Origin of the sequence: Candidatus Pantoea bituminis, from assembly GCF_018842675.1 — a bacterium.
Taxonomy (GTDB): Bacteria; Pseudomonadota; Gammaproteobacteria; order Enterobacterales; family Enterobacteriaceae; genus Pantoea; species Pantoea phytostimulans.
This window is the reverse complement of sequence record NZ_JAGTWO010000004.1, coordinates 2,653,764-2,677,760: the sequence shown is the minus strand read 5'-3', so window position 1 is coordinate 2,677,760 and position 23,997 is coordinate 2,653,764. Positions and strand designations below refer to the sequence as shown.

Genomic DNA, 23,997 nt, shown 5'->3' with positions numbered 1-23,997 from the left:
GCCTGCAACGCGCGCCTGAAGATTTCTGCGCGCGTAATTTTAGGTGAAATGGAGGTGGGTGTTGCAACGAGCACGTTGTTATTTGTTGGGCGAACGCGCGGCTGTGCTGGAACTGGAGCCGCCGATTTCATTGGTTAGCCAACAGCGCATTTGGGGATTGAATCAACGGCTGCAAGCGCATGAAGAAGTGCTTGAAGTGATACCTGGGATGAACAACATCACCATTTTGTTACGCGATCCACAACATAAAGCGCTGGATGCTATTGAGCGCTTACAGCGCTGGTGGGAAGAGAGTGAAGCGCAGTTGCCAGAATCACGTCAGGTTGACATTCCGGTGATCTATGGCGGTGAAAGCGGGCCCGATCTCAACGTGGTGGCTGAACAGGCCAACATGACGCCGCAGCAAGTGGTTGAGCTGCACAGCAGCAGTGATTACGTGGTCTATTTTATCGGCTTCCAGCCTGGCTTTCCCTATTTGGGCGGATTAGATCAGCGTTTGCACACGCCACGTCGTGCAGAACCGCGCGTGCTGGTTCCGGCAGGATCGGTGGGCATTGGCGGTAGCCAAACTGGCGTTTATCCGCTCGCCAGCCCCGGTGGCTGGCAACTGATTGGACAAACACGCGTTGCGCTGTTTGATCCAAAAATCAACCACCAACCTTGTTACGTCCCGGCGATACGGTACGGTTTGTGCCGCAAAAGGAGGGCGTATGCTAAGAATTCTTCGTGCCGGGCTGGCAACCAGCATTCAAGACAGCGGTCGTAACGGCTGGCGACAATATGGTATCAGCGTCAGCGGCGTGCTCGACCATCCAGCGATGGTCACCGCGAACCTGCTGGTGGGTAATGCGCCTGACAGCGCGGTGCTGGAAATTGTGCTCGGTCAGTTCAAAGCTGAATTCACGCGTGAGGGCTGGTTTGCCTTAACGGGCGCAGGTTGTCATGCTGAACTGGATGGCAAAGCGGTGTGGACCGGCTGGCGTTTGCCAGTGAAGAAGGGCCAGGTTTTATCACTGTCGATGCCGGTTCGCGGCATGCGCAGCTATTTGTCTGTTAATGGCGGTTTTGAGCTACCGGAAGTATTAGGTTCAAGCAGCACCGATCTCAAGGCGGGGTTTGGCGGTTGGCAAGGGCGTAAACTGGAAGATGGTGACCGCCTGCCGCTGGGCAAACCAACTCGCCAGTTTGATAAGAAAGCCGGTGTGCGCCAAATCTTATGGGGTAATCGTATTCGCGCCTTGCCGGGGCCGGAGTATCATGAGTTCAGCCGCGAGGCGCAGCAGGCTTTTTGGCGTACCGCATGGAAACTCAGTCCGCAAAGTAACCGCATGGGTTATCGCCTGCAGGGCCGACAGCTCAACCGCGAAACCCCACGTGAGCTGTTATCGCACGGTTTGGTACCCGGTGTGATTCAAGTACCGCCTAATGGTCAGCCGATCGTTCTAATGGCAGATGCACAAACTACGGGCGGTTATCCGCGCATCGCCTGCGTGATTGAAGCCGATCTTTATCATCTGGCACAGATTCGTTTAGGTGATCCAATCCACTTCATTCACTGCACTTTGCCAGAAGCAATACAGGCGCGTGAACATCAGCAACGCGCGTTAGACCAAATGGTGTGGGGACTCGCTCATGAAAATTGATTTAAACGCCGATTTGGGTGAAGGCAGCGGCAGCGATCGCGCACTGCTGCAATTAGTCAGTTCAGCCAATATCGCCTGCGGCTTTCACGCGGGTGATGCACAAACCATGCTGCAGTCAGTGCGCTGGGCAAAAGAGTTTGGCGTCGCCATTGGCGCACATCCCAGCTTTCCCGATCGCGAAAACTTTGGTCGCACCGCGATGCAGCTTCCACCTGAAACGGTCTATGCCCAGATGATTTATCAAATTGGCGCATTGAAAAGCCTGGCGGAGAGCGAAGGGCAAAAATTGGTGCACGTTAAACCGCACGGCATGCTCTACAACCAAGCCGCAGCGGATGCTGTGTTGGCAAAGGCTATAGCGCAGGCGATTAAAGCGGTGGATGCTAATTTGATCGTCGTTGGTCTTGCCAATAGCGAATTAATTCGCGCAGGCCTTGATTGCGGATTACGTACCCGTGAAGAAGTTTTTGCCGATCGCGGCTATCTCAATAGCGGTGCATTAGTGCCACGCGGTCAACCGGGCGCGCTGATCGAAGATGAAACCCAGGCGATTGAACAAACGCTGGCAATGGTGCAACAAGGCAAAGTGAAAAGCATCAGCGGCGAATGGGTTGCGGTGAATGCACAAACCGTTTGTCTGCACGGCGATGGCGCGCATGCGTTGCAGTTTGCTCAGCGCCTGCGTGATGTTTTTGCGACACATCAGGTTGCCGTGAATAGCCTTTAAATTGTTGACTGTTAGCCCGGCAATGCGCCGGGTTTTTTATCTCATAAGGGGAAAATATGGACAGCGTGGTGAACCTTTGGCCGCTGCTCGGCATTGCCGCCATCGTGGTAGGCTTTTTATTACGTTTTAATCCGGTGTTGGTGGTGATTGTTGCGGGTTTCGTGACCGGTATCGCTGCGATGATGCCGATTGCTGACATCCTGGAAAAGCTGGGCGCAGGCTTTTTAAATACGCGAAATCTGCCGCTGATTCTGTTGTTACCGCTGGCAGTGATCGGCCTGCTGGAGCGCCACGGTTTGAAAGAGCGCGCGCAAGCGTGGATTGCTCAGATCAAAACCGCGACCGCCGGTCGCTTGCTGATCGTCTATCTGCTGGTGCGTGAAATCACCGCCGCGCTGGGATTAACCAGCCTGGGTGGCCATCCACAGATGGTGCGTCCGCTATTAGCACCAATGGCTGAAGGCGCTACCGAGAACCGTTATGGTGAGGTTTCACCTGAGGTTCGTCATCGTCTGCGCGCGATGTCAGCGGCAACGGATAACGTAGGTTTATTCTTTGGCGAAGATATTTTTGTGGCTTTCGGTGCCATTATCTTCATGCACAACTTCATGCAAGAGTCGGCAGGCATTCAGACCGAGCCCTTGCACATTGCGCTGTGGGGTATTCCAACAGCGATTGCTGCCTTCCTAATCCACTCAGCACGTCTGGTTCGCTTGGATCGCAAACTGTCACGTGAATTACAGACGCTGAATAGCCAGGCATTGAAAGCCAAGGAGGGCCAATAATGTTTCAGCAACAATATTTGATGTGGCTGGCAGGCATTATCCTGCTGGTTGTGGCGGTACTTTCCTGGCGTGACAGCGCCAACCCGCGTCGTTTTACCACCGGTTTGTTCTGGGCGCTGTACGGCTTGATTTTTCTGGTCGGTGATTGGACCACGCATTTAATGACGCAATTGATGGGAACGCCGGAAGTCGGCACACGTACGCTGCATATTGTAGTGGGTGTTGCGGTGGTGGTGATGGCGCTCATCGCAGGTTTAGGCGGTGTAAAATTAGGCCGCTATCATCAACGTAGTGACGAAGAAAAAAGGTCAGCGCAAAACGTTTGCACAACAAACTGTTTCTGCCTGCGCTAGCCATTCCGGTAATCACCGTGGTCGGTGTCTTAGCGTTTAACCATATCCCGGGTTTGCAAGACGCGGTATTTGGTCCCGGCAATCATTCCACTCTGGTGACGCTGTTTTCAATGATGGTTGGGTGTTTGGTGGGGTGGCTGGTGGCGTTGAAAATGACCCACGAGAAACCTGTGCAGTCGATGCAGGAAACGCGCCGACTGCTTGATGCCATCGGCTGGGCATTCATCCTGCCGCAAATATTGGCGACGCTGGGATTATTGTTCACTACGGCAGGCGTCGGCAGCGCGATTTCACACCTTACGGAAACCTATTTAGCGGTCGATAATCGCTTTATTGCGGTTGCGGTTTATGCTGTCGGCATGGCGCTGTTGACCATGATCATGGGCAACGCGTTTGCTGCCTTCCCGATTATTACCGCAGGCGTAGGGATCCCCATTCTTGTCTTGCAGCATGGCGGTAATCCAGCAGTGATGGCGGCGATTGGCATGTTCTCTGGCTATTGCGGTACGTTGATGACACCGATGGCCGCTAACTTCAACATCGTGCCTGCGGCATTGCTTGAGCTACCAGACCGTAACGCGGTCATCAAGGCTCAGGTGCCAACCGGTGTGCTACTGTTAATCGTTAACGTCTTTTTGCTCTATTTTCTGATGTTCCTGTGAGGAAAGAATGAAAACTGTATTGATGACCGCGTTCGAACCTTTTGGTGGGGAAGATGTTAATCCTTCATGGGAAGCGGTACGGGCGCTGGAAGGCAAGCAAATTGCTGGCGCAACCATTGTTACGCGCCAATTGCCGGTAGTGTTCAGCGAAGTGTTGAACGTACTTAATCAGGCGCTGGACGAGATTAAACCTGACGCGATTATTTCGGTAGGGCAGGCGGGCGGACGTAGCGACATTACCGTCGAGCGGATTGGCATTAATGTGGATGATGCGCGCATTCCCGATAACGCCGGTAAACAACCGGTGGATGAAGCGATTGTGCAGGATGGCCCAGCGGCCTATTTCTCACGCTTGCCGATCAAAGCCATTGTCGCGGCGGTGCGTGAAGCGGGCATTCCCGCGTCGGTATCACAAACTGCGGGCACCTTTACCTGTAACCGGGTGATGTATGGTTTGCTGCATTGGCTGCAAACCCAAGGCAGTTCAGCGCGGGGCGGTTTTATTCATATCCCTTATCTGCCAGAGCAGGCGGCACAGCATCCTGGCGCACCGAGTATGTCTTCGGCTAACGTGATTCAGGCGCTGGAAATTGCCGTTCGCGTCACGTTAGAGATAAAAGAGGATTTGAAAGTCGTGGGTGGAGCAACGCACTAATAGGCGGATAAATGCCAGAAGGACCGGAGATCCGCCGTGTGGCGGATCAGCTTGAAACAGCCATTGTCGGGCAACCGTTAACGGATGTCTGGTTTGCCTTTCCTGAGCTGAAAACCTACGAACCGTCGCTGCTCGGTGAGCAGGTACAGGCGATTGAAACGCGGGGTAAAGCGCTGCTGACGCATTTCAGCAATGGCTTAACGCTTTACAGTCACAATCAGCTTTATGGCGTCTGGCGTATTGTCTTACCTGAAAGCCAGCCAGAAACGAAACGGCAACTGCGGGTTCGATTGGCTACCGCCGAGCATGCGATTTTGCTCTATAGCGCGTCAGATATTGAACTGCTAAATGCGGATATGCTCGCCAGCCATCCCTTTTTGAATCGCATTGGCCCGGATGTGCTCGACAGCACGTTGACGGTGGAAGAAGTCAAACAACGGCTACTTTCACCGCGCTTCAGCCGCCGACAGTTCAGTGGATTGTTACTGGATCAAGCCTTTCTTGCCGGGTTAGGTAACTACCTTCGGGTTGAAGTTTTGTGGTTAGCAGAACTGTTGCCGCAGCATCGGGCACAATCGTTAAGCGAAGCACAGCTGACAGCATTCAGCGAGGCGCTGTTATCGGTACCACGGCACGCTTATCGCATGCGAGGAACGATGAAAAAATATCACTCTGAAGCGGCTTTTCGCTTCGAAGTGTTTCATCGGCAGGGCAAGAAATGTCGGCGTTGCGGAACACTGATTGAAAAGGGAACGCTCTCGTCCAGACCCTTTTACTGGTGTCCGGGCTGTCAGGTTTAGCCTGAACGCGTCATAAAAAAAGCGGGGAAATCCCCGCTTTTTTACTGTTTAAAAGAAATTATTTTTCCAGCTGCGAGTTAAATTCGCGTTCAGTGTAACCGGTGTAAAGCTGACGCGGACGCGCAATTTTCATGCCTTCGTCGTGCATCTCTTTCCAGTGAGCAATCCAGCCAACAGTACGCGCCATGGCGAAGATCACGGTAAACATTGAAGATGGAATACCCATCGCTTTCAGAATAATACCGGAGTAGAAGTCCACGTTTGGATAGAGTTTGCGCTCGATAAAGTACGGGTCGTTCAGCGCAATGTGCTCCAGCTCCATCGCCACTTCCAGCAGATCATCTTTCATACCCAGTTCATTCAAGACTTCATGACAGGTTTCACGCATCACAGTTGCGCGTGGGTCATAGTTTTTGTAAACACGATGACCAAAGCCCATCAGACGGAAAGAGTCATTCTTATCTTTCGCACGACGAACGAACTCAGGAATATGCTCAACGGTGCTGATCTCTTCCAGCATACGCAGACACGCTTCGTTAGCCCCGCCATGAGCAGGCCCCCACAACGATGCGATACCCGCCGCGATACAGGCAAAGGGGTTAGCGCCAGACGAACCGGCAGTACGCACGGTGGACGTTGAGGCGTTTTGCTCATGATCAGCATGCAGAATGAGAATGCGGTCCATTGCGCGTTCCAGTACAGGATTGACCTTGTACTCTTCGCATGGCGTTGCAAACATCATATGCAGGAAGTTCCCAGCATATGACAGGTCATTGCGTGGATAAACAAACGGTTGGCCGATCGAATATTTGTAGCACATCGCTGCCATGGTCGGCATTTTCGACAGCAGACGGAAAGCGGCAATTTCACGATGACGCTCAATATTAACATCCAGTGAATCGTGATAAAACGCGGCCAGCGCGCCAGTCACACCGCACATTACCGCCATCGGATGCGAATCGCGACGGAAGCCGTGGAACAGGCGGTTAATTTGTTCGTGAATCATGGTGTGGCGAGTAACCGTGGTGCGGAACTCGTCAAACTGCTGCTTCGTCGGTGCTTCGCCATTCAACAGGATGTAGCACACTTCCAGATAATTCGAATGGGTAGCCAACTGATCAATCGGGAAACCACGGTGCAGCAGAATACCTTCGTCACCATCGATAAAGGTAATTTTGGATTCGCATGACGCTGTAGAAGTGAAACCCGGATCGAAGGTGAATAAGCCGTTTGAGCCAAGGGTACGGACATCAACGACATCCTGGCCTAAGGTGCCTTCCAGCACGTCCAGTTCAAAAGACGTATCATCTTGTAGGGTTAGCGTCACTTTTTTATCTGTCATTTTCGTCTCCATAGCGCCTTATGTAGGTAAGGATCTTTAGACACCTGAAAAGCGTTCATGTTGCGGGTGGCAAAACTTCACAATTTCACTCTGCGTTCATAAGTCTGGTGCAGGGTACAGAGTGAGAGGCATGTTCCCGTCAGGAACCGTAAAGCCATGACATGCTGCATATCGAGGTTGTTAAAGATCCGGTCTGGACATAACTTCTTGGTAACCAATAACCTGATGCTTGTTGTGGCTCACGCTCGCAATGTTACATAACTTGAGCTTAGGGGAAAGTGTATCCCCATAACTTTTGTGCATCATAGGAGTTTATTGGGTTAGTTTGTAACTGAATTGTTTAACTATTGTCAAATCAGATAATTAAATTTGTATCAAATGTGAAAATCGTGAGTAAGATCACTGTTCAACCGAAATGTTCCCAAAGTGTTTGTAGGGGAATTGTAATCAGATTGTGATCCTCCTATACTTCGCCGAGGTCTCCGGAATTCCCTGACACCAGGAGCCACCCAGCGTTTCTACCGCGTCATTTAACACTGGATGTTGCTTTTTTGGTGACGGTTAAAGTCTGAACACGTCGCGTGATCCGACTCCGCCTCAGGACCGGAGGAAGCAAAATAAAAAAGAGCTGTGTGGGCAAAACCGTGAAAAAACAAAGACCTGTCAACTTGGATCTCTCGACGATCCGGTTTCCCGTTACTGCAATATCGTCTATTCTCCACCGCGTTACTGGCGTAATTACCTTGGTTGCGCTTGCCATTCTGCTGTGGTTACTGGGCTTGTCTCTCTCCTCTCCGGAAGGTTTCCAACACGCTGCAACCATCATGGATGGCTTCTTCGCGAAGTTCATTATGTGGGGCATTTTAACGGCGTTGGCTTACCATGCGGTGAGCGGGATTCGTCATATGTTGATGGATTTTGGTTATCTGGCTGAGACCCTGCAAGCAGGCTCGCGCTCGGCTGAGGTGGCAATTGGTATTACTGTCGTGCTTTCAATTTTGGCTGGAGTCCTCGTATGGTAAGCAATGCATCCGCGTTGGGTCGCAACGGCATTCAGGACTGGCTGCTGCTGCGGGCTTCTGCAATTCTCATTACGCTTTACATCCTCTATATACTCGGCTTTGTAGTGATGACAGACACGCTGACTTATGACATCTGGCGTGGATTCTTCGCTTCGGCCTTTACCAAAGTATTCACCCTGCTGACGCTGTTTTCCATTCTGATCCACGGTTGGATTGGCATGTGGCAAGTGTTAACTGATTACGTTAAATCAGTAGCGCAGCGTCTGGTGTTGCAATTGGTGGTCGTGGTGACGTTGTTGTCCTATGCGATTTATGGGTTTGTTGTGGTGTGGGGTGTGTAAATGAGTTTGCCAATCAGAGAGTTTGATGCCGTGGTGATCGGTGCAGGCGGCGCAGGAATGCGAGCCGCATTGCAAATCTCCCAAGCAGGCCAGAGCTGTGCCTTGCTATCTAAAGTTTTCCCGACCCGTTCCCATACCGTATCTGCGCAAGGCGGCATCACCGTCGCGCTGGGTAACACCCATGAAGATAACTGGGAATGGCATATGTACGACACCGTCAAAGGTTCCGATTATATCGGTGACCAGGACGCGATTGAATATATGTGTAAAACCGGACCTGAAGCGATTCTGGAACTGGAACACATGGGTTTACCGTTCTCGCGTCTTGAAGATGGTCGTGTCTATCAACGTCCGTTTGGCGGCCAGTCGAAGAATTTCGGTGGCGAACAAGCGGCACGTACTGCTGCCGCCGCTGACCGTACCGGTCATGCGCTGCTGCACACGCTTTACCAACAGAACCTGAAAAACAAAACCACCATCTTCTCTGAGTGGTATGCACTGGATTTGGTTAAAAATGAAGATGGCGCAGTTGTCGGTTGTACCGCAATCTGCATTGAAACGGGTGAAACCGTTTACTTCAAAGCCAAAGCTACTGTGCTGGCAACCGGTGGCGCGGGCCGTATTTATCAGTCAACCACCAATGCCCACATCAACACTGGCGACGGTGTCGGCATGGCGCTGCGCGCAGGCGTGCCGGTTCAGGATATGGAAATGTGGCAGTTCCACCCAACCGGTATTGCCGGTGCGGGTGTATTAGTGACAGAAGGTTGTCGTGGTGAAGGCGGATATCTGCTGAACAAACACGGCGAACGCTTTATGGAACGTTATGCACCTAACGCCAAAGACCTTGCGGGTCGTGATGTAGTGGCACGTTCGATGATGATTGAAATTCGTGAAGGCCGCGGCTGTGATGGTCCTTGGGGCCCACACCTTAAGCTAAAACTCGATCATTTAGGTAAAGACGTTCTTGAATCACGTCTGCCAGGCATTCTTGAGCTGTCTCGTACGTTTGCTCACGCGGATCCGGTTAAAGAACCGATCCCAGTGATCCCAACTTGCCACTATATGATGGGCGGTATTCCGACCAAAGTAACGGGCCAGGCGCTGCGCGTGAACGAGCAGGGCGAAGATGTGGTCATTCCAGGCCTGTTTGCCGTGGGTGAAATCGCCTGCGTATCCGTGCATGGCGCTAACCGCCTCGGTGGAAACTCACTGCTCGACTTAGTGGTATTTGGTCGCGCAGCCGGTTTGCATCTGCTGGAGTCGATTGCCGAGCAGGGCGAGCTGCGTGATGCCTCTTTGGAAGAGATTGATGCAGCTATGGCGCGCTTCAATCGTTGGGAAAACAACACCACTGGCGAAGATCCGGTTGAGATTCGCAAGGCGCTGCAGCGCTGCATGCAGAACAATTTCTCGGTGTTCCGCGAAGGTGATGCGATGAAAGAAGGGCTTGCTGAGCTGAAAGTGATCCGTGAACGCCTGAAATCAGCGCGTTTGGATGACCGCTCACCAGACTTTAATACTCAACGTATTGAGTGCCTGGAGCTGGATAACCTGATGGAAACCGCTTACGCCACCGCAGTGGCAGCAAACTATCGCACCGAAAGTCGCGGTGCGCACAGTCGCTTCGACTACCCGGATCGTGATGATGAAAACTGGCTGTGCCACAGTCTTTATATCCCGCAAACCGAGAGCATGACGCGCCGTGAGGTGAACATGCAGCCGAAACTGCGCGCGGCGTTCCCGCCGAAAGTGCGTACTTATTAATTTGCGGAGAGACGATCATGAGACTCGAATTTTCAATTTATCGCTACAATCCAGATGTCGATGACAAGCCGCGCATGCAGGAATACAGCCTCGAAGCGGAAGATGGTCGCGACATGATGCTGTTGGACGCGTTAATCCGTTTGAAAGAAAAAGATCCTACTCTGGCTTTTCGCCGCTCATGCCGTGAAGGCGTGTGTGGTTCTGACGGCCTGAACATGAACGGCAAAAATGGCCTGGCTTGCATCACGCCGGTATCGGCGTTGGGCAACGGTAAAAAAACCATTGTTATTCGCCCACTGCCGGGTCTGCCGGTTGTCCGCGACCTGGTTGTGGACATGAGTCAGTTTTATGCGCAATATGAGAAAATTAAACCTTTCTTATTGAATAATGGGGAAAATCCGCCGGCGCGTGAGCATTTACAGTCGCCGGCAGAACGTGAGCATCTGGATGGATTATACGAATGTATTCTCTGCGCCTGCTGCTCAACGTCTTGCCCATCATTCTGGTGGAATCCAGACAAATTTATTGGACCTGCCGGCCTGTTGGCAGCCTACCGCTTCCTGATTGACAGCCGCGACACCGAAACCGATGCGCGTCTCGACAATCTTAATGATGCTTTCAGTGTTTTCCGCTGTCACAGCATCATGAACTGTGTGAGCGTATGTCCTAAAGGATTGAACCCGACACGCGCTATCGGCCATATAAAGTCGATGCTGCTGCAACGCGGAGCATAAGTATTTTTATCGTCCGGGAACCTCAGGTTCCCGGCGATTTACGGAAGCCTCTGTAAACGTGGTCGTGTACTACGTTTACAAAGGTTCCCTTACGGGCCGGGCGCGCGCTGCGCACAGTGCTCGTATCGCTGAACTCACTACGGCAAACCGCGTAAGCGGCAACAAATGAAACCTCAAAAAAGCATAACAATGCTTAAGGGATCACAATGCAGAACAGCGCGATGAAACCCTGGCTGGACTCTTCCTGGCTGGCCGGCGCGAATCAGTCTTACATAGAGCAGCTCTATGAGGATTTCCTGACCGATCCTGACTCTGTCGATGCAGTGTGGCGCACGATGTTCCAACAGCTCCCAGGCACCGGCGTGAAACCAGAACAGTTTCACTCCACCACGCGCGAGTATTTCCGTCGCCTGGCGAAAGATGCATCTCGTTACACCTCCTCAGTTTCCGATCCAGCAACAAACTCCAAACAAGTGAAAGTGTTGCAGTTGATAAACGCGTTTCGTTTTCGCGGTCATCAGCATGCTAATCTTGATCCGCTCGGCCTGTGGAAACAGGATCGTGTCTCCGATCTCGATCCCGCTTTTCACGATCTGACCGACGCCGATTTTCAGGAAAGCTTTAACGTAGGTTCTTTTGCCGGTGGCAAAGAAACCATGAAGCTGGCCGATCTGTTCGACGCGCTGAACCAGACCTATTGCGGCTCCATTGGTGCAGAATATATGCACATCAATAACACCGACGAGAAACGCTGGATTCAGCAGCGTCTTGAGTCAGTGGTGGGCCAGGCCTCCTTCAGCAACGAAGAGAAAAAGGTTTCCTGAAAGAGCTGACTGCGGCAGAGGGGATGGAAAAATACCTCGGCGCAAAATTCCCAGGTGCTAAACGCTTCTCGCTAGAAGGCGGCGATGCGTTAGTTCCGATGCTGCGCGAGATGATTCGTCACGCGGGCAAAAGCGGCACGCGTGAAGTGGTGCTGGGTATGGCGCACCGTGGTCGTCTCAACGTACTGATTAACGTACTGGGTAAGAAGCCGCAGGATCTGTTTGACGAATTCGCGGGTAAACACAAAGAACACCTCGGCACCGGTGATGTGAAGTACCACATGGGCTTCTCATCAGACGTTGAAACCGAAGGCGGCTTAGTGCACCTGGCGTTGGCGTTTAACCCATCTCACCTTGAGATCGTGAGTCCTGTGGTGATGGGTTCAGTTCGTGCGCGTCTGGATCGTCTCTCCGAGCCAAGCAGCAATAAAGTGTTGCCAATCACTATTCATGGCGATGCGGCAATTATCGGCCAAGGCGTGGTGCAGGAAACCCTGAACATGTCTCAGGCGCGTGGCTACGAAGTGGGCGGTACCGTTCGCATCGTGATCAACAACCAGGTTGGCTTCACCACCTCCAATCCGAAAGATGCCCGCTCAACGCCTTATTGCACCGACATCGGTAAAATGGTGTTGGCCCCGATTTTCCACGTCAATGCTGATGATCCAGAAGCCGTCGCCTTTATTACGCGTCTGGCGTTGGATTATCGCAATACCTTCAAACGTGATGTCTTCATTGATCTGGTGTGCTATCGCCGTCATGGTCACAACGAAGCGGATGAGCCAAGCGCCACGCAGCCGTTGATGTACCAGAAAATCAAAAAGCATCCGACCCCGCGTAAAATTTATGCCGATCGCCTTGAAAGCGAAGGCGTTGCTACGCAAGAAGATGCCACCGAAATGGTGAATCTTTACCGTGATGCGCTGGATGAAGGTGAATGCGTGGTGCCGGAATGGCGTCCAATGAGCCTGCACTCCTTTACCTGGTCGCCGTATCTTAACCACGAGTGGGATGAAGCTTATCCGGCACAGGTGGATAAGAAACGCCTGCAAGAACTGGCGCGTCGTATCAGCCAGATCCCAGAAGAAGTGGAAGTTCAGTCGCGCGTTACCAAGATCTACAACGATCGCAAAGAGATGGCCGAAGGCAATAAAGCCTTTGACTGGGGCGGCGCTGAGAACCTGGCTTACGCCACGCTGGTTGATGAAGGCATTCCGGTTCGCTTATCTGGTGAAGATACTGGCCGCGGCACTTTCTTCCATCGCCATGCGGTAATTCATAACCAAGCTAACGGCTCAACCTATACGCCGCTGCATCATGTGCACAGCGGTCAGGGACAGTTCAAAGTTTGGGATTCAGTGTTATCCGAAGAAGCGGTATTGGCCTTTGAATATGGTTATGCCACCGCTGAGCCACGCATCCTGACCATTTGGGAAGCGCAGTTCGGTGACTTCGCCAACGGCGCACAGGTTGTTATCGATCAGTTCATTAGCTCCGGCGAGCAGAAATGGGGCCGCATGTGTGGTCTGGTGATGCTGTTGCCGCACGGCTATGAAGGTCAAGGCCCGGAACACTCATCTGCCCGACTGGAACGTTATCTGCAACTCTGTGCTGAGCAGAACATGCAGGTTTGCGTTCCGTCAACGCCTGCGCAGGTTTACCACATGCTGCGTCGTCAGGCGCTGCGCGGTATGCGCCGTCCGCTGATCGTTATGTCACCGAAATCGCTGCTGCGTCATCCGCTGGCTATTTCAACACTGGATGAATTAGCAGAAGGCAGCTTCCAACCGGCAATTGGCGAAATCGATGCGCTCGATCCGAAAGGCGTTAAACGCGTCGTGATGTGTGCCGGTAAAGTTTATTACGATCTGCTGGAGCAGCGTCGTAAAAACGAGCAGACCGATGTCGCGATTCTGCGTATCGAGCAGCTTTATCCGTTCCCGCATCAGGCAGTACAAGAAATTTTGAAAGCGTATTCCCATGTGCAGGATTTTGTCTGGTGTCAGGAGGAGCCCCTGAACCAAGGCGCTTGGTATTGCAGTCAGCATCATTTCCGCGAAGTCGTACCCTTTGGTGCAACTCTGCGTTATGCAGGCCGCCCGGCATCCGCTTCACCGGCCGTGGGTTACATGTCCGTACACCAAAAACAGCAGCAAGACCTGGTTAATGACGCGCTGAACGTTGATTAATTAAAAGGAAAGATAATGAGTAGCGTAGATATTCTCGTTCCCGACCTGCCTGAATCCGTTGCCGATGCCTCCGTGGCAACCTGGCACAAGAAACCAGGCGATGCCGTCACTCGTGATGAAGTGCTGGTAGAGATCGAAACTGACAAAGTGGTACTGGAAGTGCCTGCTTCCGCCGATGGCGTTCTCGAAGCTGTACTGGAAGACGAAGGCGCAACCGTGACCTCGCGCCAGATTCTGGGGCGTTTGAAAGAGGGCAACAGTGCCGGTAAAGAAACCAGTGCCAAAGCTGACAGCAAAGAGTCCACACCGGCTCAGCGTCAGACCGCCTCACTGGAAGAAGAGAGCAATGACGCGCTCAGCCCGGCGATTCGTCGCCTGATCGCGGAACACAATTTAGATGCCTCGCAGATCAAAGGCAGCGGTGTGGGTGGTCGTCTGACACGTGAAGATGTTGAAAAACATCTGGCGAAGAAACCGGAAACCGCAAAAGCTGCTGCACCTGCTGCTGAAGCGGCCCCGCAGCAAGCTGTGGCTAATCGCAGCGAAAAACGCGTTCCGATGACGCGTCTGCGTAAGCGTGTTGCAGAGCGTCTGCTGGAAGCGAAAAACAGCACCGCGATGCTGACAACGTTCAACGAAGTGAACATGAAGCCGATCATGGATCTGCGCAAGCAGTACGGCGACGCCTTCGAGAAACGCCACGGTGTGCGTCTGGGCTTCATGTCCTTCTACATCAAAGCGGTTGTTGAAGCGCTGAAACGCTATCCAGAAGTAAATGCTTCAATTGATGGCGAAGATGTGGTTTACCACAATTACTTCGACGTCAGCATTGCGGTATCTACGCCGCGTGGTCTGGTAACGCCAGTACTGCGTGATGTTGATGCATTGAGCATGGCTGACATCGAGAAGAAAATTAAAGAGCTGGCTGTAAAAGGCCGTGACGGCAAGCTGACTGTAGATGATCTGACTGGCGGTAACTTTACCATTACCAACGGCGGCGTCTTCGGCTCGCTGATGTCCACCCCGATCATCAACCCACCACAGAGCGCGATTTTGGGCATGCATGCCATCAAAGATCGTCCGATGGCGGTAAATGGTCAGGTTGTGGTATTGCCAATGATGTATCTGGCGCTCTCCTACGATCACCGTCTGATTGATGGCCGCGAATCTGTTGGCTATCTGGTTGCGGTGAAAGAGATGCTGGAAGATCCGGCACGTCTGCTGCTGGACGTCTGATTTTCATCGGGCGCGCTACGGCGCGCCCAACCTTATTACTCTTTTCAGACCTGAATGGATAGAACATCATGAACTTACACGAATACCAGGCGAAACAGCTGTTTGCACGGTATGGCATGCCGGCACCAACGGGTTACGCCTGTACTACACCACGTGAAGCGGAAGAAGCAGCGTCTAAAATTGGCGCAGGACCGTGGGTAGTTAAATGTCAGGTTCATGCCGGTGGCCGCGGTAAAGCGGGCGGTGTGAAGTTGGTTAACAGTAAAGAAGAGATTCGTGCGTTTGCTGAACATTGGCTCGGCAAGCGTCTGGTAACTTACCAAACTGACGCTCACGGTCAGCCGGTAAACCAGATTTTGGTTGAAGCAGCAACAGACATTGATCAAGAGCTTTATTTGGGTGCCGTGGTTGACCGCGCAACCCGCAGCGTGATCTTCATGGCATCGACTGAAGGTGGCGTGGAAATCGAGAAAGTGGCGGAAGAAACCCCACACTTGATTCACAAAATGGCGCTTGATCCGTTAACCGGGCCACTGCCATATCAAGGTCGTGAGCTGGCGTTCAAACTGGGTTTGAGCGGCAAGCAAGTGAGCCAGTTCACCAAAATCTTTATGGGTCTGGCGAATCTGTTCCTGGAACGCGATCTGGCGATGGTTGAGATCAACCCACTGGTGATCACCAAACAAGGCGATCTGATCTGCCTGGATGGTAAATTGGGCGCTGATGGCAATGCACTGTTCCGTCAGCCTGAGCTGCGCGAAATGCGTGACCCAAGTCAGGAAGATCCACGTGAAGCACATGCTACGCAGTGGGAACTGAACTATGTTGCGCTGGAAGGTAACATCGGCTGTATGGTTAACGGTGCGGGCCTGGCAATGGGCACCATGGACATCGTTAAACACCACGGCGGTCAACCTGCTAACTTCCTTGATGTTGGCGGCGGCGCAACCAAAGAACGCGTTACCGAAGCCTTCAAAATCATCCTGTCTGACGATGCGGTTAAAGCCGTGTTCGTTAATATCTTCGGCGGCATTGTGCGCTGTGACCTGATTGCCGACGGCATCATTGGCGCAGTGGCTGAAGTGGGTGTGAACGTGCCAGTGGTGGTACGTCTGGAAGGTAACAACGCCGAGCTGGGCGCGCAGAAACTGGCGGACAGCGGTCTGAACATCATTGCAGCAACCAGCCTGACAGACGCGGCACAGCGTGTTGTTGCTGCTGCGGAGGGTAAATAATGTCCATTTTGATCGACAAAAACACCAAAGTTATCTGCCAGGGATTCACCGGCGGACAGGGCACATTCCACTCTGAGCAGGCGTTGGCTTATGGTACGCAACTGGTTGGCGGCGTAACGCCAGGCAAAGGCGGCACCACGCATCTCGGTTTACCGGTGTTTAACACTGTACGCGAAGCGGTTGAAGCCACGGGCGCAACTGCCACCGTGATCTACGTTCCAGCTCCGTTCTGTAAAGACGGTATCCTGGAAGCGATCGACGCGGGCATCAAACTGATCATCACCATCACTGAAGGTATCCCAACGCTGGATATGCTGACCGTGAAAGTGAAGCTGGATCAAGCTGGCGTACGCATGATCGGACCAAACTGTCCGGGCGTGATTACTCCAGGCGAATGTAAGATCGGTATCATGCCTGGCCACATTCATCAGCCAGGCCGCGTGGGCATTGTTTCACGTTCCGGTACGCTGACTTATGAAGCGGTTAAGCAGACCACCGACATCGGTTATGGCCAGTCGACTTGCGTCGGTATCGGCGGTGACCCAATCCCAGGTTCTAACTTCATCGACATCTTGAAAATGTTCCAGGATGATCCGCAGACTGAAGCGATCGTGATGATCGGTGAAATCGGCGGCAGTGCAGAAGAAGAAGCGGCTGCATTTATCAAAGAGCATATCACCAAGCCAGTTGTAGGTTATATCGCGGGTGTGACAGCGCCTAAAGGTAAACGTATGGGCCACGCAGGTGCCATCATTGCTGGCGGTAAAGGAACGGCGGATGAGAAATTTGCCGCGCTGGAAGCAGCTGGCGTGAAAACCGTTCGCAGCCTGGCTGACATCGGCGACGCCGTCAAAGCGGTTCTGCCAGCGAAATAAACTTTAATTTTCGCGACATCAAGCCACCTTCGGGTGGCTTTTTTTGCCTTTTTAAGTTGCCCGTCAAAACAGGCGCTTGATAAATGCAACCGCATGTTATTCACCTTTCCTATTTCAATGCGCCATTAATTTTGTGCGGTTTTCATAGAGAAAACGGGCGTTAATAAAAAGGGTTAAAAGTAATACGTTTCCAAATAAATCCAATAATTACTGACACTTTTTTAACAACCAGATTACCTGACACTATTCGGAAATGTAATGCGTTAATCCAGATCAATTATTGGCGACTTATAAAAAAGTTTATTGCTGGAAAAGCGCAACGTTAAAGGCTTAAATTGCGCTGCATCAATCCAGCCTTTTATAAAAAGATTCAAACATTTGCTGAAATATGGGGTGCTATCAAATTCCCCCACTTTTCTCACATCCGTTTAAATAATCGGCCTGTATTGACGCTTTTCAGGGTTTATAAGTCTCGTTATTCGCCTTTATCAGGCAGCACTTTTACCTGTTCTGCCAATTACAAAACTGGAATTAATAATCAGTCGTTCCTGACTCTTATTTAGTGCCTTTTTACGCGGCTAAAAAGGGGTATGCGAGGAGCAAGGAGTCATTATGCTAGATATCGTCGAGCTGTCGCGTTTACAGTTTGCTTTGACGGCGATGTACCATTTCTTGTTTGTCCCTTTAACGCTGGGTATGGCGTTTCTGCTGGCAATCATGGAAACGGTCTACGTTCTCAGTGGTAAACAAATCTATAAAGATATGACCAAGTTCTGGGGCAAGTTGTTTGGTATCAACTTTGCGCTCGGGGTGGCGACCGGTCTGACCATGGAGTTTCAGTTCGGGACTAACTGGTCCTACTATTCACACTATGTTGGCGATATTTTCAGGGCGCCGCTGGCCATTGAAGGTTTGATGGCATTCTTTCTGGAATCTACTTTCGTCGGCTTGTTCTTCTTTGGCTGGGATCGGCTAAGCAAAGTGCAACATCTGGCGGTCACCTGGCTCGTGGCGCTGGGATCAAACATGTCCGCCCTGTGGATCCTCGTCGCGAATGGCTGGATGCAGAATCCAATCGCCTCCGAGTTTAATTTTGAAACCATGCGCATGGAGATGCTGAGCTTCTCTGAGCTGGTATTGAATCCGGTTGCGCAGGTGAAATTCGTACATACCGTGGCGGCAGGCTATACCGCAGGCGCGATGTTCATTATGGGGATCAGCGCATGGTATCTGCTGAAAGGGCGCGATACGGCTTTTGCTAAGCGATCGTTCGCTATTGCGGCGAGCTTTGGTATGGCGGCGATATTATCCGTGATCGTATTGGGTGATGAGTCCGGGTACGAAATGGGTGACGTACAGAAAACCAAACTGGCGGCCATTGAAGCAGAATGGGAAACCCAGCCAGCGCCAGCAGCCTTTACACTGTTTGGCTTGCCTGATCAGGAAACGCAAGAAAACAAATACGCGATTCAAATTCCCTATTTGCTTGGGCTTATCGCTACACGTTCGGTGGACACGCCGGTAACCGGCCTGAAAGAGTTGCTGGTGCAACATGAAGTCCGCATTCGCAACGGCATGAAAGCCTACGCCTTGCTGAATGAGCTACGCGGCGGAAGTCAGGACCCAGCAGTACGCGAAGCCTTCAATAACAGTAAACAGGATCTGGGTTATGGCCTGCTGCTGAAGCGCTATACCGAAAACGTCGCGAATGCGACAGAAGCGCAAATTCAGAAAGCGACGCAAGATTCGATTCCACGCGTTGCGCCACTCTATTTCTCCTTCCGCATCATGGTACTCAGCGGCGTGCTCTTGTTAGGCATTATCGGGCTGTCGTTCTGGAGTGTGATTCGTAATCGCATCGGCAAAAATCGTTGGCTGTTGAAAGCGGCGCTGTATGGCATTCCGCTGCCTTGGATTGCGATCGAAGCCGGTTGGTTTGTCGCAGAATATGGGCGTCAGCCTTGGGCAATTGGTGAAGTGTTGCCAACGGCAGTCGCGAATTCCTCTCTGACCGTCGGCGATCTTTTGTTCTCAATGATTTTGATTTGCGGTCTGTACACACTGTTCCTGGTGGCCGAAATGTATTTGATGTTCAAGTTTGCGCGACTAGGGCCAAGCAGCCTGAAAACCGGACGTTATCACCATGAAGAAATGACAACTCTTTCTCAGCCGGTGCGTGGATAAGGAGAACAACCATGTTTGATTACGAAGTTCTACGCTTTGTCTGGTGGCTGCTGATTGGCATCTTGCTGATTGGATTCGCTGTTGCCGACGGCTTTGATATGGGCGTGGGCATGTTAACGCGGGTGTTAGGCCGCACTGATACTGAACGGCGCATCATGATTAACAGCATTGCCCCCATTGGGATGGCAACCAGGTTTGGTTGATCACTGCAGGCGGCGCGCTGTTTGCTGCCTGGCCGATGGTCTATGCCGCTGCGTTTTCTGGTTTCTATGTCGCGATGATCCTGGTGCTGGCGTCGTTGTTCTTCCGGCCGGTAGGTTTTGATTACCGTTCGAAAATAGAAGATATGCGCTGGCGTGGTATGTGGGATTGGGGCATTTTCATCGGCAGTTTTGTACCGCCGTTGGTGATTGGTGTGGCTTTCGGCAATCTGCTGCAAGGCGTGCCGTTCCATGCAGATGAATATCTGCGCCTGTTTTATACCGGTAATTTCTTCCAGCTACTTAATCCGTTCGGCCTGTTGGCGGGTGTGATCAGTGTGGCAATGATTCTGGTGCAAGGTGCCACTTACTTGCAAATGCGCACCACCGGTGAACTGCATGTACGCTCACGCGCTGCTGCGCAGATAGCCGCGCTGGTGATGATTGTCTGTTTCGTGCTCGCCGGCCTGTGGGTGAAATACGGTATCGACGGCTATGTAGTGAAGAGCCTCATCGATCATCATGCAGCGTCTAATCCGTTGGGTAAAACAGTGGTGCGCGAAGCGGGGCGTGGATGGTTAACTTTGAAAGCATGCCGACGTTGTGGTTGTTCCCATTACTGGGCGTGTTGCTGCCTCTGTTGACGATTATTTGTTCACGCCTTGAGAAAGGTGCATGGGCATTTATCTTCTCCTCGCTGACATTAGCGTGCGTGATCATGACTGCAGGTATTGCGATGTTCCCGTTCATTATGCCTTCCAGCACGGTGCCGGACATCAGCCTAACCCTTTGGGATGCCACATCCAGCTTGCTGACACTGAAAATTATGACTTTCGCCGCGGCCATTTTTGTTCCGTTGATCCTCGCGTATACCGCCTGGTGTTACTACAAAATGTTTGGTCGCATTACCAAAGAACACATCGAGAGCAACACGCACTCGCTGTATTGAGTAAGGAGACGACGCATGTGGTATTTTGCCTGGATTCTCGGCACGCTGCTGGCTTGCGCCTTTGGAATCATCACCGCGCTGGCGATTGAGCATATAGAAGAGCGTGCTGCAGAAGACGATCACGCCTGATGTGCCAGCTGAGTCGGACGTTATAGCGTCTAATAGACAAGGGCCCGTTTCGGGCCCTTTCTTGAATACTGGCTTTGCTGTTAGCCGGATGTGTGAGGTGGGCGCCTTCGCGCTTCGCAGCAGGTGCCCATCATGAGGCACGTTTTTTTGATGATTTGGGCGGTTTGCACGGTGGTTAATCACGGTATCGATTTTCGTCCCAGCCAAACCCGTTGGCAGGCGCTATTTTCACCCTTACCGGCATGGGTTATATCATTCCTTTCCTTTTAGCCCATTTATCGCTGGCTTTTCTAAGCAAAATCGAGGCTGGCGGTGATTATTTGTCAGCATTTGGTCAATAAACCTCCCTTAAATAGTTCCGATTGTTACGGACTGATAATTATTTTCTCTTGGCTCTGGACACCCATTCCAAACCCGAATTGTCTTGCGTATAGTAGCAACGTTTAAAACGAGGCCGGGATGTAGAGTGAGTACAACGCTGTTTCGCTGGCCGGTTCGGGTCTACTACGAAGACACCGATGCCGGTGGTGTGGTTTATCACGCCAGCTATATCGCTTTTTATGAACGAGCACGTACCGAAATGTTGCGTCAGCATCATTTCAATCAGCAGGTGCTGTTAGAACAGCAGATTGCTTTTGTGGTGCGGCGTATGACGGTGGACTATCTTTCGGCGGCACGTCTTGATGATCTTCTTGAAATTCAAAGTGAAGTGACTTCAATGACGCGAGCGACGATGACGTTCACGCAACGTATCGTGAATGCAGAAGGTAAAGTGCTCAATGAAGCAGAAGTCCTGATTGCCTGCATAAACCCACATCTAATGAAGCCGATTGCGCTTCCCAAGTCTATTGTCGCGGAGTTCAAGCAGTGACTGACATGAACATTCTTGATTTGTTCCTGAAGGCGAGCCTTCTGGTCAAACTTATCATGTTGATTTTGATCGGCTTTTCGATTGCCTCTTGGGCGATCATCATTCAGCGTACACGTATTTTGAACGCGGCGGGGCGCGAAGCAGAAGCGTTTGAAGATAAATTCTGGTCCGGTATTGAGCTTTCTCGCCTGTATCAGGAAAGTCAGGGTCGCCGTGATGAACTCTCTGGATCCGAGCAAATTTTTTATTCGGGTTTCAAAGAGTTTGCGCGCCTGCATCGGGTAAATAGTCATGCACCTGAAGCGGTCATTGAAGGGGCTGGTCGTGCTATGCGTATTTCTATGAACCGTGAATTAGAGTCGCTGGAAAATCACATTCCTTTCCTGGGTACCGTGGGTTCAATCAGCCCTTATATCGGCCTGTTTGGGACTGTTTGGGGGATCATGCATGCCTTTATCGCCTTGGGTGCGGTGAAGCAGGCAACCCTGCAAATGGTTGCGCCGGGTATCGCAGAAGCGTTGATCGCTACAGCAATCGGCTTGTTCGCTGCAATTCCTGCGGTGATGGCTTTTAACCGACTCAATCAGCGCGTCAACAAACTGGAGCAGAACTACGACAACTTTATGGAAGAGTTCACCGCCATCCTGCATCGCCAGGCATTCTCCAGCGAAAGCGCTAAGTAAATAGAGGTTAATGATGGCCAGAGTGCGTGGTCGCGGTGGTCGCCGCGAACTGAAGTCGGAAATCAACATTGTTCCGCTGCTGGACGTCCTGCTGGTGCTGCTGCTGATTTTTATGGCGACGGCACCCATTATTACCCAGAGCGTGGAAGTGGATTTACCGGATGCAACGGATTCGAAAACCGTCTCCAGCGATGATAATCCGCCCGTAATTGTTGAAGTGTCAGGCGTCGGTCAATACAGCCTCGTGGTGGATCACGATCGCATGGAACAATTGCCGCCTGAGCAGGTGATCAGTGAAGCGCAGCGTCGACTGGAATCCAATCCAAAGACCGTGTTTTTGATCGGGGGTGCGAAAGAAGTGCCTTACGACGAAATCATCAAAGCGCTTAATTTGCTGCACCAAGCGGGTGTTAAATCTGTCGGTTTGATGACGCAGCCGATTTAAAATCGAACCGTTTTTTGGGAACCGAGAGTGTCGAAGGCAACCGAGCAAAACGAGAAGTTAAAGCGCGCGATAATTGTATCGGTGGTTCTGCATATCGTGCTGATCGCGCTGCTGATATGGAGCTCATTCAATGAGCACATTGAAGCCAGCGGCGGTGGTGGCGGCAGCGATATCGATGCAGTAATGGTCGATCCTGGTGCGGTAGTGGAACAGTTCAACCGACAGCAAAATCAGCAAAGCGACAGCCAACGTGCTGAGCAGCAGCGTAAAAAACAGTCGCAGCAGCAGGCTGAAGAGCTTCAGCAGAAGCAGGCCGCCGAGCAGCAGCGTTTGAAAGAGTTAGAGAAAGAGCGTTTGCAAGCGCAGGAAACAGCAAAGGAACAGGCTAAACAGCAGGCTGAGCAGCAGAAAGCGGCTGAGTCTGCGGCTAAGCAAGCTCAGGAGCAGCAAAAAGCTGCCGAAGCCGCTGCCGCCAAAGCGAAAGCCGATGCTAAAGCACAGGCAGATGCTCAGGCCAAAGCGGCCGCAGACGCTAAACAGAAAGCTGAAGAGCAGGCTAAGGAAGCGGCCGCCGACGTTAAAAAACAGGCTGATCAACAGGCGAAAGCCGCTGCTGCTGCTGCCGCGAAGGAAAAAGCGGTTGAGGAAGCAAAAGCCGCCGCTGCTGCTAAAGCGAAGTCTGATGCGGAGGCGAAAGCCAAAGCAACTGCGGATGCAAAAGCGAAAGCTGCGCAGGAGGCCAAAGAAAAAGCGGCTGAAGAAGCCAGGGAAGCTAAAGCTCAGGCTGCTGAAGAGGCTAAAGAAAAAGCCGCAACAGAAGCCAAAGCGAAAGCGGCAGCTGATGCAAAAGCCGATGCCGCAGCGAAAGCCAAAGCGGATGCCGCTGCTAAAGCGAAAGCGGCAGCTGACGCCAAGAAGAAAGCCGCTGCAGAAGCCGCAAAGAATGACAGCGATGTTGATGATTTATTAGGTGGCTTAACTTCAGGTAAGAATGCACCGAAAAGTGGCGCTTCAGGCGGCGCAGCGGGGCAGGGGAATCAGAAGAAAGCCGGTGCTTCAGGTGCAGAAGTGAACGCCTATTTGGGTCAAATCACCAGTGCAATTCAGAGCCGTTTCTATGATGCGGATCTGTATCGCGGAAAGAGCTGTGACTTACGTATTAAACTTGCGCCAGATGGCTTGTTGATTGACGTTAAGGCAGAAGGCGGTGATCCCGCATTATGCCAGGCTGCAATCGCAGCGGCGAAGCAAGCACGCATTCCAAAACCGCCTTCACCCGCGGTATATGAAGTGTTTAAAAACGCACCTATGCGTTTTAGGCCGCAATAATGCAGTAACTTATGGCA

General features: G+C 52.0%; 20 protein-coding genes and 5 pseudogenes. 24 read left to right on the top strand and 1 reads right to left on the bottom strand.

Annotation, left to right across the window (positions count from 1 at the left end; all coding sequences use genetic code 11):
* The first annotated feature begins 61 nt into the window (after nucleotides 1-61).
* The 7 genes and pseudogenes from pxpB (at nucleotide 62) to nei (ending at nucleotide 5,625) form a co-directional block, all read left to right on the top strand.
* A pseudogene (gene pxpB, locus KQP84_RS16405) lies at nucleotides 62-717 on the top strand (5-oxoprolinase subunit PxpB).
* Nucleotides 711-1,643 (top strand): 5-oxoprolinase subunit PxpC, encoded by a 933-nt coding sequence (gene pxpC, locus KQP84_RS16400; protein WP_215847332.1) that lies wholly within the window; start codon nucleotides 711-713, stop codon nucleotides 1,641-1,643. The pseudogene pxpB and the gene pxpC overlap by 7 nt, the downstream one beginning before the upstream one ends.
* Complete coding sequence (gene pxpA, locus KQP84_RS16395; protein WP_215847331.1) at nucleotides 1,633-2,370, top strand: 5-oxoprolinase subunit PxpA; 738 nt, start codon at nucleotides 1,633-1,635, stop codon at nucleotides 2,368-2,370. The genes pxpC and pxpA overlap by 11 nt, the downstream gene beginning before the upstream one ends.
* A gap of 56 nt (nucleotides 2,371-2,426) precedes the next feature.
* Nucleotides 2,427-3,155 (top strand): DUF969 domain-containing protein, encoded by a 729-nt coding sequence (locus tag KQP84_RS16390; protein ID WP_215847330.1) that lies wholly within the window; start codon nucleotides 2,427-2,429, stop codon nucleotides 3,153-3,155.
* Nucleotides 3,155-4,104 (top strand): annotated as a pseudogene (locus tag KQP84_RS16385) (DUF979 domain-containing protein); the annotation flags it as partial. The gene KQP84_RS16390 and the pseudogene KQP84_RS16385, both read left to right, overlap by 1 nt.
* 73 nt (nucleotides 4,105-4,177) lie before the next feature.
* Entirely contained in the window at nucleotides 4,178-4,825 is a 648-nt protein-coding gene (pcp, locus tag KQP84_RS16380; RefSeq protein WP_215847329.1) for a pyroglutamyl-peptidase I, read from the top strand.
* Nucleotides 4,826-4,836: 11 nt separating this feature from the next.
* Nucleotides 4,837-5,625: an endonuclease VIII gene (nei, locus tag KQP84_RS16375; RefSeq protein ID WP_215847328.1), complete on the top strand. Its 789-nt coding sequence runs from the start codon at nucleotides 4,837-4,839 to the stop codon at nucleotides 5,623-5,625.
* A 58-nt stretch (nucleotides 5,626-5,683) separates the two neighbouring features.
* Here nei and KQP84_RS16370 read toward each other — a convergent pair whose 3' ends face one another.
* Complete coding sequence (locus KQP84_RS16370) at nucleotides 5,684-6,967, bottom strand: citrate synthase (RefSeq protein ID WP_215847327.1); 1,284 nt, start codon at nucleotides 6,965-6,967, stop codon at nucleotides 5,684-5,686.
* A gap of 632 nt (nucleotides 6,968-7,599) precedes the next feature.
* Between KQP84_RS16370 and sdhC the strand changes: the two genes are divergently transcribed.
* The 17 genes and pseudogenes from sdhC to tolA all read left to right on the top strand — a co-directional run bounded on the left by sdhC (nucleotide 7,600) and on the right by tolA (nucleotide 23,980).
* The gene (gene sdhC, locus KQP84_RS16365) at nucleotides 7,600-7,989 is read left to right on the top strand and encodes a succinate dehydrogenase cytochrome b556 subunit (RefSeq protein WP_215847326.1); all 390 of its coding nucleotides are present in this window, start codon (nucleotides 7,600-7,602) and stop codon (nucleotides 7,987-7,989) included.
* Nucleotides 7,983-8,330: a succinate dehydrogenase membrane anchor subunit gene (gene sdhD / locus KQP84_RS16360; RefSeq protein ID WP_215847325.1), complete on the top strand. Its 348-nt coding sequence runs from the start codon at nucleotides 7,983-7,985 to the stop codon at nucleotides 8,328-8,330. The genes sdhC and sdhD overlap by 7 nt, the downstream gene beginning before the upstream one ends.
* Nucleotides 8,331-10,097, top strand: coding sequence for a succinate dehydrogenase flavoprotein subunit (gene sdhA, locus KQP84_RS16355; protein ID WP_215847324.1), 1,767 nt, complete (start codon nucleotides 8,331-8,333; stop codon nucleotides 10,095-10,097).
* 17 nt (nucleotides 10,098-10,114) lie between these two features.
* Nucleotides 10,115-10,831, top strand: a complete 717-nt coding sequence (locus KQP84_RS16350) for a succinate dehydrogenase iron-sulfur subunit (RefSeq protein WP_215847323.1) — start codon at nucleotides 10,115-10,117, stop codon at nucleotides 10,829-10,831.
* 206 nt (nucleotides 10,832-11,037) lie between these two features.
* Nucleotides 11,038-13,844: pseudogene (sucA, locus tag KQP84_RS16345) on the top strand (2-oxoglutarate dehydrogenase E1 component).
* 15 nt (nucleotides 13,845-13,859) lie between these two features.
* Nucleotides 13,860-15,080 (top strand): 2-oxoglutarate dehydrogenase complex dihydrolipoyllysine-residue succinyltransferase, encoded by a 1,221-nt coding sequence (odhB, locus tag KQP84_RS16340; RefSeq protein WP_215847322.1) that lies wholly within the window; start codon nucleotides 13,860-13,862, stop codon nucleotides 15,078-15,080.
* A 68-nt stretch (nucleotides 15,081-15,148) separates the two neighbouring features.
* Nucleotides 15,149-16,315 carry an ADP-forming succinate--CoA ligase subunit beta gene (sucC, locus tag KQP84_RS16335; RefSeq protein ID WP_215847321.1) on the top strand — a complete coding sequence of 389 codons (1,167 nt, stop codon included), beginning with the start codon at nucleotides 15,149-15,151 and terminating at the stop codon, nucleotides 16,313-16,315.
* The gene (gene sucD, locus KQP84_RS16330; RefSeq protein WP_215847320.1) at nucleotides 16,315-17,190 is read left to right on the top strand and encodes a succinate--CoA ligase subunit alpha; all 876 of its coding nucleotides are present in this window, start codon (nucleotides 16,315-16,317) and stop codon (nucleotides 17,188-17,190) included. The genes sucC and sucD overlap by 1 nt, the downstream gene beginning before the upstream one ends.
* Before the next feature lie 612 nt (nucleotides 17,191-17,802).
* Nucleotides 17,803-19,374, top strand: a complete 1,572-nt coding sequence (cydA, locus tag KQP84_RS16325) for a cytochrome ubiquinol oxidase subunit I (protein ID WP_215847319.1) — start codon at nucleotides 17,803-17,805, stop codon at nucleotides 19,372-19,374.
* A gap of 11 nt (nucleotides 19,375-19,385) precedes the next feature.
* Nucleotides 19,386-20,460, top strand: a pseudogene (cydB, locus tag KQP84_RS16320) (cytochrome d ubiquinol oxidase subunit II); the annotation flags it as partial.
* Nucleotides 20,461-20,538: 78 nt separating this feature from the next.
* Nucleotides 20,539-20,652 (top strand): cytochrome bd-I oxidase subunit CydX, encoded by a 114-nt coding sequence (gene cydX / locus KQP84_RS16315; protein WP_215847318.1) that lies wholly within the window; start codon nucleotides 20,539-20,541, stop codon nucleotides 20,650-20,652.
* Between the two features lie 32 nt (nucleotides 20,653-20,684).
* A pseudogene (locus tag KQP84_RS16310) lies at nucleotides 20,685-20,922 on the top strand (cyd operon YbgE family protein).
* The gene (locus KQP84_RS25810; protein WP_256449298.1) at nucleotides 20,865-20,993 is read left to right on the top strand and encodes a hypothetical protein; all 129 of its coding nucleotides are present in this window, start codon (nucleotides 20,865-20,867) and stop codon (nucleotides 20,991-20,993) included. Before KQP84_RS16310 ends, KQP84_RS25810 begins: the two are co-directional and overlap by 58 nt.
* 125 nt (nucleotides 20,994-21,118) lie before the next feature.
* On the top strand, nucleotides 21,119-21,523 hold the full coding sequence (ybgC, locus tag KQP84_RS16305) for a tol-pal system-associated acyl-CoA thioesterase (RefSeq protein ID WP_215847317.1): 405 nt from the start codon (nucleotides 21,119-21,121) through the stop codon (nucleotides 21,521-21,523).
* Nucleotides 21,520-22,206 carry a Tol-Pal system protein TolQ gene (gene tolQ / locus KQP84_RS16300; protein WP_215847316.1) on the top strand — a complete coding sequence of 229 codons (687 nt, stop codon included), beginning with the start codon at nucleotides 21,520-21,522 and terminating at the stop codon, nucleotides 22,204-22,206. The genes ybgC and tolQ overlap by 4 nt, the downstream gene beginning before the upstream one ends.
* Before the next feature lie 13 nt (nucleotides 22,207-22,219).
* On the top strand, nucleotides 22,220-22,651 hold the full coding sequence (tolR, locus tag KQP84_RS16295; protein WP_215848318.1) for a colicin uptake protein TolR: 432 nt from the start codon (nucleotides 22,220-22,222) through the stop codon (nucleotides 22,649-22,651).
* A 27-nt stretch (nucleotides 22,652-22,678) separates the two neighbouring features.
* A complete protein-coding gene (tolA, locus tag KQP84_RS16290; protein WP_215847315.1) occupies nucleotides 22,679-23,980 on the top strand; it encodes a cell envelope integrity protein TolA in 1,302 nt (433 codons plus the stop codon).
* The last annotated feature ends 17 nt before the right edge of the window (nucleotides 23,981-23,997 follow it).

Excerpts from the sequence above, each read along its gene's own strand:
- tolR (WP_215848318.1), top strand. The coding sequence starts at position 22,220 with ATGGCCAGAGTGCGTGGTCGCGGTGGTCGCCGCGAACTGAAGTCGGAA.
- sdhD (WP_215847325.1), top strand. The coding sequence starts at position 7,983 with ATGGTAAGCAATGCATCCGCGTTGGGTCGCAACGGCATTCAGGACTGG.
- cydX (WP_215847318.1), top strand. The coding sequence starts at position 20,539 with ATGTGGTATTTTGCCTGGATTCTCGGCACGCTGCTGGCTTGCGCCTTT.
- KQP84_RS16390 (WP_215847330.1), top strand. The coding sequence starts at position 2,427 with ATGGACAGCGTGGTGAACCTTTGGCCGCTGCTCGGCATTGCCGCCATC.
- pxpC (WP_215847332.1), top strand. The coding sequence starts at position 711 with ATGCTAAGAATTCTTCGTGCCGGGCTGGCAACCAGCATTCAAGACAGC.
- odhB (WP_215847322.1), top strand. The coding sequence starts at position 13,860 with ATGAGTAGCGTAGATATTCTCGTTCCCGACCTGCCTGAATCCGTTGCC.
- pcp (WP_215847329.1), top strand. The coding sequence starts at position 4,178 with ATGAAAACTGTATTGATGACCGCGTTCGAACCTTTTGGTGGGGAAGAT.
- sdhA (WP_215847324.1), top strand. The coding sequence starts at position 8,331 with ATGAGTTTGCCAATCAGAGAGTTTGATGCCGTGGTGATCGGTGCAGGC.
- sucC (WP_215847321.1), top strand. The coding sequence starts at position 15,149 with ATGAACTTACACGAATACCAGGCGAAACAGCTGTTTGCACGGTATGGC.
- cydA (WP_215847319.1), top strand. The coding sequence starts at position 17,803 with ATGCTAGATATCGTCGAGCTGTCGCGTTTACAGTTTGCTTTGACGGCG.
- sucD (WP_215847320.1), top strand. The coding sequence starts at position 16,315 with ATGTCCATTTTGATCGACAAAAACACCAAAGTTATCTGCCAGGGATTC.
- KQP84_RS16370 (WP_215847327.1), bottom strand. The coding sequence starts at position 6,967 with ATGACAGATAAAAAAGTGACGCTAACCCTACAAGATGATACGTCTTTT.
- nei (WP_215847328.1), top strand. The coding sequence starts at position 4,837 with ATGCCAGAAGGACCGGAGATCCGCCGTGTGGCGGATCAGCTTGAAACA.
- pxpA (WP_215847331.1), top strand. The coding sequence starts at position 1,633 with ATGAAAATTGATTTAAACGCCGATTTGGGTGAAGGCAGCGGCAGCGAT.
- KQP84_RS16350 (WP_215847323.1), top strand. The coding sequence starts at position 10,115 with ATGAGACTCGAATTTTCAATTTATCGCTACAATCCAGATGTCGATGAC.